Genomic DNA, 12,495 nt, shown 5'->3' with positions numbered 1-12,495 from the left:
ATTTTAGCTACTTTTGTAAGTCCTAATTTTTTTTGACGATGGCTGAAGCAATTTTACACGAACACCTCTATCCTACTTTAAAAAAATATTTTGGTTACGATCAATTTAGACCGCAGCAAAAAGAGATCATCACCAATGTGCTCGAGGGTAATGACACCTTAGTAATTATGCCTACAGGTGGCGGAAAATCGATCTGTTACCAGCTTCCTGCTTTATTGTTTGAAGGGGTTACGCTGGTAATTTCACCATTAATCGCTTTAATGAAAGATCAGGTAGACGGTTTAAACGCCAACGGAATTGAAGCAGAATACTTCAACAGTAGTCAAGACAGTCTCAAGCAACAAGAAATTTTAGATCAGGTTGCGCAAAAGAAACTCAAATTATTATATGTAGCTCCAGAAAGTCTTTCGGCATTAAACGATATTTTAAAAGAAAGTTATATTAGTTGTATTGCGATCGATGAAGCTCATTGTATTTCTTCTTGGGGCCACGATTTTAGACCCAGCTACCAACAATTGGGTTTTCTAAAACGCTCTTTACCTCAAACGCCGATCATTGCATTAACCGCCACCGCAGATAAAGCTACGCGCCAAGATATTTTGGAGCAATTAAATATCCCAAATGCGCAACAGTTTTTAAGTTCTTTTGATCGTAAGAATATTAAACTTGAAGTACGTCCTGCAGAAAATCGAGTGAAACAAATCTTAGATTTTGTTGAAAAAAGACGTGAAGAATCGGGTATTATTTATTGTTTAAGTAGAAAAGGAACTGAAAAACTTGCTGAAAAACTTCAGCATAAAGGAATCAAAGCAACTGCTTACCACGCCGGCTTAAGTTTTGAAGATCGCTCTAAAGTACAGGAAGATTTTATTTTTGATAAAACAAAAGTAGTTTGTGCCACGGTAGCTTTCGGGATGGGCATCGATAAATCGAATGTTCGCTTCGTGATCCATTACAATATGCCTAAAAATATTGAAGGCTATTACCAAGAAATTGGCCGCGCCGGTCGTGATGGTTTAGCTTCTAACGCCTTGCTTTTTCATACGTATGCCGATGTGATTCAGTTAAGAAGATTTACAGAAGGAGCTTCTAACGAAGATTTACAAAACGCCAAACTCGATCGGATGAAAGAGTTTGCAGAAGCGACCGATTGCCGAAGAAAAATTTTATTGGGCTATTTTGGTGAATACTTAGAAGAAAATTGTGGGAATTGCGACGTTTGTGAAAATCCGCCTCGATTTTTTGACGGAACCATTTATGCTCAAAAACTATTATCGTGTGTGGCAAGACTTCAAAATAGTGAACCCGCCGGTATTGTGATCGATGTATTGCGTGGTGCACAAAATGCAGCGATTCTCTCCAAAAACTATCAACACATCAAAACTTATGGTGCCGGTAAAGAAACCGCTTGGCGCGATTGGCAGCATTACCTTACCCAATTGATCAATCAAGGTTTTTGCGAAATTGCTTTTCATCGTCAAAACGCTTTGCAATTAACCGAAGTGGCTAAAAAAGTTTTATTTGAAAAAGAAAAAGTTTGGCTAACGAAACCTAAAGATCTTAAAGAGCAAACTAAAAAATCTACAGCACCAACTGCCAAAGAGAAAAAAGTTAAGAAAGAAAGTCTTTTTGAAAAATTGCGTCAGCTTCGTTATCAAATCGCGCAAGAAGAAGACATCCCGGCATACTTAATTTTTAACGATGCTACGCTTAAAGAAATTGAGCGTGAACGCCCATTAAGTGAAGATGATTTCTTAAAAATTAGCGGAGTTGGTGAGCGTAAATTAGAAGTTTACGGAGATTTATTTATGGCTGAAATTAAAAAATTCAACCAGCAGAAAAAGAAAAAAGCCAATACGCATAAAGTGACTTTAGACCTTTACCAACAAGGTTTAAGTGTCGAAGAAATTGCTGAAAAAAGAAACTTGGCAGCAACTACGATTTATTCTCACGTCGCAAAATTATATACTGAAAATAAAGGTATAAATATTTTAGATTTTGTTGAGCAAGCAACCATCGATCAGATCAAGAAAGCAAAAGCTGCCTTAGATTCACCTGATGGACTAAAACCCTATTTTGAATACTTCAAAGAAGAAATACCATATTATAAAATTAGGTTAGCCTTGAGCGCGATCGAGAAAGAAACCACCACATAAAAAACAAGCTTCAAAATTAATATTTTGAAGCTTGTTCGCTAAGTTGATCGATTAGTAATAGTTTAGTTTACCACCATTCCATATAAAAACCAGAAACAGCTACTGCGATAACTAGTAAAATTAATACGATAATGATAAAAGTAGCACCAAATTTGGTCTTCTTATTATCTTTTAAGATATAATCTTCGTGATGTTGATTTTTCTTAGGATCGGCAGTCATTGGTTATAAATTTAAAAGTAGTTATTTTCTATAGATTCAAATTTTATGCAGGTAATAAAAAGATTACCGCTAACGTAATGAGTACCATTAATACTACTGCAATAGTTGAAGAAGTATGACTTTTAGCGTTTTCTTCTAAGTCCTCGGTACTCGTCGTTGGATTTTGGTTAGTATTCATCATACAAGCTTTTTTGTTGTGAGTCTGAAATTATAAATTAACCGACAAGTTTTTATTAAGAGAATCTTAATTAAGAAAACTTTTAATGGCTTCTTAAGAAATTATATAAATACTTACTCATATAAGACATAAATGTTAAGTTTTTCTTAATGAAAAGGATTTGGTGGCTTTCCGTGTGGCATTTCGAATACATCTTTGTAGTTTCGCGCTCAAAGAAAATTAGCTAGTTAGTTAATTTTCAGTTTATTAAAATTGAAAAACAAATTTATGAGTCAAGTAAAAGAAAATGACACTGTAAAAATTCATTATACCGGTAAACTTCAAGACGGTCAAGTATTTGATAGTTCTTTAGAAAGAGATCCTATTGAATTTACCATTGGAGGTGGCCAAATTATTCCTGGACTTGAAAAAGGACTTATCGACATGAAAGTGAACGATAAGAAAACTATCGAAATTCCTCAGGCTGAAGCTTACGGTGATGTTCAAAAAGAGCTTTTTCAAGAAGTACCAAAAGAACAATTACCACAAGAAATTACTCCGGAAGTTGGGATGGGCTTAGTGGCTAAAAATCCTGACGGTTCTGAGCGTCAATTAAGAGTTGCTGAAGTAAAAGACGATTCTATCGTAATTGATGCTAACCACCCATTAGCAGGAAAAGACTTGATCTTCGACGTAGAAGTGGTAGAGATTAAATAATATTTTCAGAAATATTTCGTTAAATCACAGGTGATAAATTATTGCCTGTGATTTTTTTATTTATAACACTATAAGTTTTATCTATCTTATAATTTGGAAAAACCGATAAAATATGTTATAATGAAAATCGATATCAATTACAAACAAGAAAATATATGAGACAACTTAAAATTACCAAGCAGGTTACCAACAGAGAATCGAAGTCTTTAGACAAATATCTACAAGATATTAGTAAAGTAGATTTGATTACTGCAGACGAAGAAGTTGAGTTGGCCCAGCGCATTAGAGAAGGCGATCAACGCGCTCTTGAAAAATTAACTAATGCGAATCTTAGGTTTGTTGTTTCGGTAGCAAAACAATATCAAAATCAAGGTTTAAAACTTCCCGATTTAATTAATGAAGGAAATGTTGGTTTAGTAAAAGCCGCAAAACGTTTTGATGAAACGCGTGGTTTTAAATTTATTTCTTACGCCGTTTGGTGGATTAGACAATCAATTTTACAAGCCTTAGCCGAACAATCTAGAGTTGTAAGACTTCCGTTGAATAAAATTGGAGTCATTAATAAAATAAATAAAGCTTATTCACATTTAGAACAATCCTTAGAGCGCCCACCTTCTGCTCCAGAAGTTGCTAAAGAATTAGATATGCCGGTTTCTCAGGTAAAAGCCGCGATGAAAAATTCTGGTAGACATTTATCGATGGATGCTCCATTTAAAGAAGGCGAAAATGACTCTAATCTTTACGATGTTTTAAGTTCTGGTGAATCTCCAAATCCTGATGATAGCTTGATGCAAGATTCATTAAGTATTGAGATCAATAGAGCTTTAGATACCCTTTCAACTCGTGAAGCCGATGTTATTCGTTTAAATTACGGGATCGGTAATCAACCTGCGATGACTTTACAAGAAATTGGAGATACGTTCGATTTAAGTAGAGAGCGTGTTCGCCAAATTCGTGAAAAAGGAATTAGACGTTTAAAACACCAGTCTAAAAATAAAATCCTTAAAAAATACTTAGGATAATTGATATAAAAAAAGCGTGATTTTAATCACGCTTTTTTTGTTTTAAAGTAGATTGAAATTACTTTTTACTTACTTCGTTAAGTTTATTCATTTCATCTTCAGAAAGCTGTAATTGTATAGCTTCGTCAAATGCTTCAATATGTGAAGATTTGGTAGCACTAGCAATTGGTGCTGTAACGCCTGGTCGATTCATGATCCACGCTAGAGCCACCGCAGCATTGGTTACTTGATGTTCTTCAGCAATTTTGTCTAAGGCGTCTAAAATTGCTAAGCCTTGACGGTTTAAGTATTTCTCTACAAAACCTTTACGTTTTTTTCCTTCAAAATCTTCTTCTTTACGGTATTTTCCGGTTAAAAATCCGCTGGCTAATGAAAAATATGTCGCTACTCCTACTCCATTTTGTTCACATATTTCTTTGATTTCGCCTTCAAAATCATTTCTTTCCACCAAATTGTATTGTTGCTGAAAAACTTCATATTTCGGTAATTCATGAACTTTATGGGCATCTAATGATTCTAACAATCGTTGCGGAGATAAATTGGAAGCACCAATATGATTTACTTTCCCACTTTCAATAAGTTGTTGGTAAGCTCCTAGAGTCTCTTCAACTTTAGTTTTATCGTCGTCCCAATGTGTGTAATATAGATCGATATAGTCGGTTTGCAAACGCTTTAAAGAATCTTCAACTGCTTTTAGAATATAAGATTTAGAAATGTCTTTGTGCCCTTGACCCATATCTGAGCCTACTTTGGTATGTAAACCTATTTGATCACGAATACCGCGTTCTTTCATCCACTTACCGATAATTGCTTCAGACTCTCCACCTTCGTTGCCTTCAGCCCAGCGAGAATAGACATCGGCCGTATCGATGGTTCGATAACCTTTTTCAAAAAGTTCATCTAAAATTTTAAATGATTCTTTTTCATCTAAAGTCCACCCAAAAACATTTCCTCCAAAAATAATCGGATTGGTTTCTAAATTGGAGTTTCCAAATTTTTTCTTTTTCATAGCGTGGTTTTTATTTTTTTCCGGGTTGTGAAGGTCTTACTTCTATTTTACTTGGTAAGGTTCTCTTATTCATTTTAAAGAGATCTACCACTAACTCTCCTAAATCTTCAATCTGTATCTTCCAAGCTTCTTCGGCTTTCTTCTCTTCAGGATTATTTCCGTTAAAATGGGTAGAAACCGATCCCGGCATAATGGTAGAAACACTTACCCCTTCATTTCTTAAATCGAGCATCACTGCTTGCGTAAAACCGGTAAGTCCAAATTTACTCGCATTATAAGCTGCTCCGTTAGCAAAGAAATTGGTTCCTGCTAAACTAGAGATGGTAATAAAATAACCTTCAGATTTTTTTAATTCTGCCACGGAAGATTTAATGGTATAAAATACACCGGTAAGATTGGTATCGATGGTTTCTCGCCATTGCTTATCGGTTAATTCTTCAATAGAAGCAAAATGTCCAAGTCCTGCATTTGCGATCACATAGTCTACTTGACCAAATTCTTTTACGGTGGCTTTGATCGCTTCTTCTTGATCGATTAAATTTCGAACATCTGCTTTTAAGCCTAGTGCTTTCGCTTTATCTGAAGATAATTTTTCTGCTGCATCTTGTGCCGCTTGCAGAGATCTACTAGTGATGGCAACATTTACGCCTTCGTTAATTAAAGCTTGAGCAATCCCAAAGCCAATTCCTTTACTTCCGCCGGTAATAAAGGCAGTTTTATTTTTTAAAGTACTCATAAGTTTAAGGTTGTTTTTAAAGTTTAAAGATATTGTAGAATATAGAAAAAAAGCGAATACTTTAATTCTTTTGGAAGAATTTAACGTTGCGAAAATCTCTTGTTAAACTTATATAAATTGCCGGAGTGGTTTGATAAATGTCTTGTAAATTTCAAAATAAAAACAACTAACCAACTGAAAATGAAAGATTCTACTAAAAAAATTTCAAAATTTGGTTTATTTGCCAAGGGAAGTATTTATCTTATCTCCGGAATATTAACTTTATTATCTGCCTTGAATATGGGCGGTTCTAAATCGGGAAAATTTAAAGTACTCGATTTCTTAGAAAAGCAACCTTTAGGTAATGTGATTCTCATTGTTTTAGCTTTGGGGTTAATCTCGTATTCGGTTTGGCGATTTATCCAATGTTTTAGTGATCCCGAAAATGAAGGTAGCGATACCAAAGCAAAATTAAAACGTACCGGCTTTGGAGTGAGCGGTTTAATCTATTTAGCTTTAGCGGGACTCGCTATTAAAAAAGTAGTTGCCGGTGGCGGAAGTTCTTCCGGTGGGCAAAATTATGTAGATACCTTTGGACCAACCGTCATTACGATAGTTTTTATTATTATAGGTGTTGCGCTTGCCGTAAAAGCGATTTTTCATTTTAAAAAGGCCTACCAGAAAAAGTTTATGGATGAATATTCGATCGCAGATCTTAAATACCACAAATTAGCTAAAAACGCCGGTTATTTTGGTTACTACGCGAGAGCTGTGGTTTCTGGGATCATTGCTTTCTTTTTCTTAAAAGCAGGATTATATTCTGGTCAAAATGAAATTAAAGGTACCCAAGATGCGTTTTCATTCTTACAAGATTCAAGTTACGGCGATATTCTTTTAGGTTTAGTTGCGGCAGGTTTGGCTTGTTATGGTATTTTTGTAGTGCTTTTATCGAAACACAAAAAGTTTGATTAACGATTTAAATGTATGTTGAAGAAATTTTTTAAGAATAAATGGGTAAAGCGTATTTCCTATTTATTCTTATTTTTTATTATAGTTGTTGCCGGCTTTTACGCCAGTATATATGTTGGATTTTGGGGAGAAGTGCCTACCAAAAAAGAGTTGAGTGATCTTAAACAAAGTCAGGCCACTCAAATACTTGACAAAGATGAACAACTTATTGGTAAGTTTTACGTATTCGACAGACAAAGTGTTACTTACAACGATCTACCTAAACCTTTAATCGATGCTTTGGTAGCTACAGAAGATGTTCGATTTTACGAACATGACGGGGTTGATAATCAGAGTTTATTACGAGTTTTCTTTAAAACCATTTTACTTTCAGATGAATCTTCCGGTGGTGGTAGTACTATTACCCTTCAACTAGCTAAAAATAGCTTCGGAAGAAAAGATTATGGTTCGCTGGGTATTGTGGTGAACAAAATTAGAGAAAGCATCGTAGCTCAACGAATGGAAGATATTTATTCGAAAAAAGATATCTTAACCATGTATTTTAACACCGTGCCTTTTAGTGATAACACTTACGGAATTGAAAGTGCTTCGCTTAAATTTTTCAACAAACACACCAAAGAACTTAGTTTACCTGAAGCAGCAACCTTAGTAGGTTCTTTAAAAGCAAATCACAGTTACAACCCAAGATTATTCCCGGAACGTAGCCAATTGCGCCGTGATGTCGTGCTTCAGCAAATGGTAAAGTACGGCTATCTTTCAGAAAAAGAAGGTAGCGATGCAATGCAATCTAAAATTGAATTAGATTATCAATATTACGCGCCTAATCAAGGGGTTGCTCCTTATTTTAGAGAAAATATTAAAAAGAAAGTTGAAAAACTTCTTAAAGACAAAGACTACTTAAAACCAGACGGATCGAATTATAATATTTACCGCGATGGTTTAAAAATTTACACGACGCTCGATTTAACGATGCAAAAATATGCTGAAGAAGCCATGCAAAAACATATGGCTAAACTTCAGCAAACTTATGAAGATGCTTATGGCAATCGAGCTCCTTGGCTCACCAATAAGAAAATTTTAGAAAGTAACCTAAAAAAGTTAAAGCGTTACCAACAACTACAAGCGCAAGATCTTTCTGAAGCTCAGATTAAAGACAGTTTAACTGTAAAAAAGGAAGTTGAGTTGTTTGAGTGGAATGAGAATAAAGTTGTACAAGCTTCTACCATCGATAGCTTACAACATTATTTAAAGTTCTTAAATAGCGGAATGGTTGCTTTAGATCCCGAAAACGGAGCGGTTAGAGCATATATTGGTGGTATCGATTATCGTTACTTTAAATACGATCACGTGAGCCAAAGCAAGCGCCAAGTAGGTTCAACTTTTAAACCTTTTGTGTACACCGCAGCGATCGAAAACGGAATGGAACCTTGTACGTATTTTCCAGTAAAAGAGGTTACTTATACTGATATGGATGATTGGACGCCAAAAAATGCCGGCGGACTTAATGATCCTGATCTAAATTACAGTTTAGAAAAAGCCTTGAGTAATTCTGTAAATACCATTGCCGTAAAAGTGATGAATGAAGTTGGCATTGAAAAAGTAATTGATCTTGCTCACAAAATGGGAATTGAAAGTGAAATTGAAGAAGTACCATCGATTGCTTTGGGAACAGAAAATCTAGGTTTATTAGAACTTGCTAAGGCTTATACAAGCTTTGTAAATGAAAGTAAACCCACTACTCCACTATTTATCACTAAAATTGAAGATAAGAACGGGAATCTTATTTTTGAAAATGAACCTGAAGAAGAAGAACCTGAACAGGTTTACAGCGATTATACACGACAAGTGATGTTAGAATTTATGAAAGCTACCATTAATGAAGGTACGGCTACAAGAATTCGAAATATCTACGGTTTAAGTAACGATATCGCCGGAAAAACCGGAACGACTCAAGATAATAAAGACGGCTGGTTTGTAGGGATTACTCCGAAATTAGTTACGGTAACTTGGGTAGGAAACGACGATCAGCGTATTGGTTTTAGCAGTACCGGTATTGGCCAAGGAGCAAACTCAGCATTACCTATTTTTGGTGAATTTATGCAAGAACTCAATCGCGATGAAGACTTCAACTCCATTACTCAAGCAAAATTTGAAACGCCAGATGATGAAGTCTTGAATGATCTAGATTGTGAGCTTTCTAAAGAAGATGGTTTCTTTAAAAAGTTATTTGGAGGCGAAAAAGACAAAAAAGAATTTAAGAAAGAGAAAAAGAAAAAAGGGGGTATTTTCTCTTTCTTAAAAGGAAAAAAAGAGGAAGACGACGAATAATTAAGGCGTCGCTTGTTCTGTTTCTATCGTTGGTTTTTCTTTGGGAGGTCCTTTCAATTCTACCTCTAGAATATTGGCAGGATCCCATTCTCCTTCATTAGAAATCAACATTTTTCCTTCGGGTGAAAAAGTAATGCCTTCCGGCTGCGGAAAATCATCTGGATTAAAGATGTAGAGATCTTGAGCGTTCCATTTTTCATCTAAAATTAAAAGTTTACCAATTACACCGTCTAACATATAAATCTGTCCGGTTTTAGGATGAATATTTATTTCTGAAGTTCTAAATACTTTTTCGTCTCCGGCAGCATCTAAACCTTCAAATACAGGATTATCATAATTCAACTTAAAAGCAGGTTCTTTTTCAATTTTATTGGTACGTAAATTAAAGGCAAAAACTGGCTTAAAACGATCGTCATTATTAGGTCCGTAACTCTTTGCGGCTACGAGCAAACGATTATTTTTTTGATCGTAACATAAACCTTCAAAATCGTATTTGTAAGAAAGTCCGGTTTCAAATTTTTCTACTTTCGGGTTTTTTACGGTAATGTCTTCTACCCTAAAAATGTTTCCATCGCTTCGAAGTACGTAAGCCTTATTTTTCACCATCGTTAATCCTTCAAAATCGTCATCTTTAGCAAAGTTAATACGGTTTTCTATTTGTTCACTTACTAAATTATAAATAAAAATATCGCCCACTTCATCTTGAACACAAGCCACACGCTCATTATCTAAATAAGCAATTGCAGAAACTTCTTCTAACACTCGCGGTAACGGCCATTTATTTATAATTTTAATCTGGCTAGAATCGGTATATTCGATGTAATATTTATCTTTTGAGAAATAATAAATAATGCCGACTAATAGTAAAATCCCGATAGTGATAAAAAACGGCGGACTTTTAAAATAATCTTTCATAGGTTTTCTTACTAGTTATGTTTTTTAAATTGATAGAGACTTGATGCAACCATTTTAATTGTTCTGAAATTAACTGAACTTCCTGCATTTTTGTTCTTAAGGTATTGCTAATTTCTTGATAGCCTTCTTTCACTTCTTGATCTCGAATATCGTGTAATTTTTGATTTTCTTTTTCAAGGTATTCTTCCGCGGCGTCTAGCGAATAGTCTTCATTATATTCTAATTGAACCGATTGGTTGAGCTTTTGAATGGCTGCCTGCAAATTCTTCAGAATATAATTTACATAGGTTTCAAAATAGATAGAAGCTTCGGTAGTTTTATGCGTTCTAATAAAAGTACCCAAACTCGCCAAAGAGGTTAAAAACGTATAGTTAAGCACCGTATAGCGATAAATAGAAGCATATTGTTTTTGATTAGATTTAGGCTCTTGAGAAGTTCGCTGAAAGGCAGCACTCAAATTCCCCATTGCTAAAAAAGCCTCTTTTCTTGCCAGTTTATACGAGTTTGAAAGTTTTTCTTTGTTATGGTAATACTTATCGATCTCTTTTAGGTAAGCGATATTTTTTTCGATGGTATTGGCAATGGTATTTTCAATCTCCAAATGTTCCCAGGCAGGAAGTATAAATTTATTTCCGATAATGGCCAACACCGCGCCAATAATAGTGTCGATAATTCTAAACTGCACCACATTCACTGCATCGGGCTGAATTAACGCGTACAGAAAAACCACCATTAAAGTGATAAAAATGGCTGCGCCTACATAGTTTTTTTGAAGCATCGAGAAAGCCATAATTAAACTTACTACGCCGCAAACCACATAAACCCAAGGATTCTCGATCAATAAAACAATAGCCAAAGCGAGTAAACCACCAATTACGGTTCCTAAAATTCGCTGTTTCGAACGCTCTTTGGTAAGTCCGTAATTAGGTCGCATAATCACGACGATGGTCAATAAAATCCAATACGAGTTTTGAAGATGAAAAAAATGACCAATTAAAATACCGGCGATCATTAAGATCGCTAAGCGCAAACTATGCCTAAAAATAGTTGACGATAAACTGAAGTTTTCTTTTAATATGCTGAAGGAATAATCGGTGGGCGTGATAAATTGTTCAATCTTTCTATGCCCTAATTTTACTTTGTTCCGGTCGTTTATCGCTCCTAAAATCCTTTCGATCGACAGAATTTTTTCATATTGCTTTTTCTCGTAATCTAATAGATTTCGCATCAGCAAAATCATAGGTCTCGATTGCGGGTAAGGTTCTGTTTTTTTATAGGTTTCAATTAAATCGTCGATAAACTGAAGTTGCTCCGGTATTTTTTTATGAGATTGAATAGTCTTTCCATCGATTAAAAAATTCGAAATATCCTGAAGCCGATCGCTCATTAAAATCAGTAATTTTTCGATTGCTGAAATCATCTCCGGAAAATCTTCATTCAATTCATCTACTTTTTGAAAATTCACCGGATGCGCAATACTCAACTCTAAAATATCGACCAACTCAATAAACACTAATATTTTACGACGCGCAGAATTTGATCTACCGGAACGCTTTCGATTTCCTATTAAACTTTCTCGTAAACTTTCATGGAGATCGTTAATGGATATTTGCAGGTTGAATTGCTCTTTTAAAAGATTTTCACGTTCATTACGATTACCTAATTTAGATCGAATTGCTAAAAACTTACTGGTTAACTGCGCGGTTTCCCCTAGTAGTAACTCTTGGTGTTTTTCTGGTCTTAAAATCCAATAAATACTGGTGATAAATATAAACCAAAGTCCGCCGGCGGCGATCAAAGCAGCATGCATGATTAGATTGTCTCCACCTAAATTGGCAAAGCCTAAAACAAATGCGATGAGGCCGGTAAAGGTTACTAAAGAAGCTCTAAAACCATATACAGATATGTAGGCCAAGAAGAAAATAACCACAAAATAAATTGGTAATTCTAGCCAAATATTCATCTGAAGTAAACCAGAAAGTAAAGTTACGCTTACTCCTAAAAACAAAGCAGTTAGCATCCCAAAAAGTCGATGCTTTAAATTACCGGGAACGTCGCTAGGTGCAACTAAAAACGAACCGATCGCCAAACTAACTCCAATAGGAATGGCATCAAAATAATAAGCCACAGAAACTTTTAAGACCATATCAAATGCTAAAAGCACACCTTTAGAAAAATCGGTGCCTGAGATAAATCTTAAAAAATTTGTTTTGAGTTGTTGTAGGTTCATTCAGCAGGTTTGCAAAGTTTGGCACAAAGTTATTTAAACTGTACAATTTTTTAGTTT

General features: G+C 35.0%; 11 protein-coding genes. 5 read left to right on the top strand and 6 right to left on the bottom strand.

Annotation, left to right across the window (positions count from 1 at the left end; genetic code table 11):
• Positions 1-38: 38 nt before the first annotated feature.
• A complete protein-coding gene (recQ, locus tag G551_RS0101410; protein WP_027883891.1) occupies positions 39-2,156 on the top strand; it encodes a DNA helicase RecQ in 2,118 nt (705 codons plus the stop codon).
• Positions 2,157-2,223: 67 nt separating this feature from the next.
• On the opposite strand, the gene G551_RS16630 is transcribed toward recQ, so the two are convergent.
• Both G551_RS16630 and G551_RS16625 read right to left on the bottom strand, forming a co-directional pair.
• The gene (locus G551_RS16630) at positions 2,224-2,376 is read right to left on the bottom strand and encodes a hypothetical protein (RefSeq protein WP_169558800.1); all 153 of its coding nucleotides are present in this window, start codon (positions 2,374-2,376) and stop codon (positions 2,224-2,226) included.
• Between the two features lie 43 nt (positions 2,377-2,419).
• Positions 2,420-2,557 (bottom strand): hypothetical protein, encoded by a 138-nt coding sequence (locus G551_RS16625; RefSeq protein ID WP_169558799.1) that lies wholly within the window; start codon positions 2,555-2,557, stop codon positions 2,420-2,422.
• Between the two features lie 264 nt (positions 2,558-2,821).
• On the opposite strand from G551_RS16625, the gene G551_RS0101395 reads away from it, so the two are divergent.
• Both G551_RS0101395 and G551_RS0101390 read left to right on the top strand, forming a co-directional pair.
• Positions 2,822-3,250, top strand: coding sequence for an FKBP-type peptidyl-prolyl cis-trans isomerase (locus G551_RS0101395; protein WP_027883890.1), 429 nt, complete (start codon positions 2,822-2,824; stop codon positions 3,248-3,250).
• Between the two features lie 155 nt (positions 3,251-3,405).
• Positions 3,406-4,272 carry a sigma-70 family RNA polymerase sigma factor gene (locus G551_RS0101390; RefSeq protein WP_027883889.1) on the top strand — a complete coding sequence of 289 codons (867 nt, stop codon included), beginning with the start codon at positions 3,406-3,408 and terminating at the stop codon, positions 4,270-4,272.
• A gap of 58 nt (positions 4,273-4,330) precedes the next feature.
• Here G551_RS0101390 and G551_RS0101385 read toward each other — a convergent pair whose 3' ends face one another.
• Both G551_RS0101385 and G551_RS0101380 read right to left on the bottom strand, forming a co-directional pair.
• A complete protein-coding gene (locus G551_RS0101385) occupies positions 4,331-5,281 on the bottom strand; it encodes an aldo/keto reductase (RefSeq protein WP_027883888.1) in 951 nt (316 codons plus the stop codon).
• A 10-nt stretch (positions 5,282-5,291) separates the two neighbouring features.
• Positions 5,292-6,017: an SDR family oxidoreductase gene (locus tag G551_RS0101380; protein WP_027883887.1), complete on the bottom strand. Its 726-nt coding sequence runs from the start codon at positions 6,015-6,017 to the stop codon at positions 5,292-5,294.
• Positions 6,018-6,197: 180 nt separating this feature from the next.
• On the opposite strand from G551_RS0101380, the gene G551_RS0101370 reads away from it, so the two are divergent.
• Both G551_RS0101370 and G551_RS0101365 read left to right on the top strand, forming a co-directional pair.
• A complete protein-coding gene (locus tag G551_RS0101370) occupies positions 6,198-6,968 on the top strand; it encodes a DUF1206 domain-containing protein (protein ID WP_027883886.1) in 771 nt (256 codons plus the stop codon).
• A 12-nt stretch (positions 6,969-6,980) separates the two neighbouring features.
• Positions 6,981-9,293: a transglycosylase domain-containing protein gene (locus G551_RS0101365; RefSeq protein WP_027883885.1), complete on the top strand. Its 2,313-nt coding sequence runs from the start codon at positions 6,981-6,983 to the stop codon at positions 9,291-9,293.
• Here the strand turns inward: G551_RS0101365 and G551_RS0101360 are convergent, their stop codons facing one another.
• Positions 9,294-10,208 (bottom strand): SdiA-regulated domain-containing protein, encoded by a 915-nt coding sequence (locus tag G551_RS0101360; protein WP_036243077.1) that lies wholly within the window; start codon positions 10,206-10,208, stop codon positions 9,294-9,296.
• On the bottom strand, positions 10,192-12,438 hold the full coding sequence (locus G551_RS0101355) for an FUSC family protein (RefSeq protein ID WP_027883883.1): 2,247 nt from the start codon (positions 12,436-12,438) through the stop codon (positions 10,192-10,194). Before G551_RS0101355 ends, G551_RS0101360 begins: the two co-directional genes overlap by 17 nt.
• Positions 12,439-12,495: the final 57 nt, after the last annotated feature.

Origin of the sequence: Mesonia mobilis DSM 19841 (genome assembly GCF_000423405.1) — a bacterium.
Classification (GTDB): Bacteria; Bacteroidota; Bacteroidia; order Flavobacteriales; family Flavobacteriaceae; genus Mesonia; species Mesonia mobilis.
This window is presented reverse-complemented; position numbering and strand designations above follow the sequence as displayed.

Excerpts from the sequence above, each read along its gene's own strand:
- recQ (WP_027883891.1), top strand. The coding sequence starts at position 39 with ATGGCTGAAGCAATTTTACACGAACACCTCTATCCTACTTTAAAAAAA.
- G551_RS16630 (WP_169558800.1), bottom strand. The coding sequence starts at position 2,376 with ATGACTGCCGATCCTAAGAAAAATCAACATCACGAAGATTATATCTTA.
- G551_RS16625 (WP_169558799.1), bottom strand. The coding sequence starts at position 2,557 with ATGATGAATACTAACCAAAATCCAACGACGAGTACCGAGGACTTAGAA.
- G551_RS0101395 (WP_027883890.1), top strand. The coding sequence starts at position 2,822 with ATGAGTCAAGTAAAAGAAAATGACACTGTAAAAATTCATTATACCGGT.
- G551_RS0101390 (WP_027883889.1), top strand. The coding sequence starts at position 3,406 with ATGAGACAACTTAAAATTACCAAGCAGGTTACCAACAGAGAATCGAAG.
- G551_RS0101385 (WP_027883888.1), bottom strand. The coding sequence starts at position 5,281 with ATGAAAAAGAAAAAATTTGGAAACTCCAATTTAGAAACCAATCCGATT.
- G551_RS0101380 (WP_027883887.1), bottom strand. The coding sequence starts at position 6,017 with ATGAGTACTTTAAAAAATAAAACTGCCTTTATTACCGGCGGAAGTAAA.
- G551_RS0101370 (WP_027883886.1), top strand. The coding sequence starts at position 6,198 with ATGAAAGATTCTACTAAAAAAATTTCAAAATTTGGTTTATTTGCCAAG.
- G551_RS0101365 (WP_027883885.1), top strand. The coding sequence starts at position 6,981 with ATGTTGAAGAAATTTTTTAAGAATAAATGGGTAAAGCGTATTTCCTAT.
- G551_RS0101360 (WP_036243077.1), bottom strand. The coding sequence starts at position 10,208 with ATGAAAGATTATTTTAAAAGTCCGCCGTTTTTTATCACTATCGGGATT.
- G551_RS0101355 (WP_027883883.1), bottom strand. The coding sequence starts at position 12,438 with ATGAACCTACAACAACTCAAAACAAATTTTTTAAGATTTATCTCAGGC.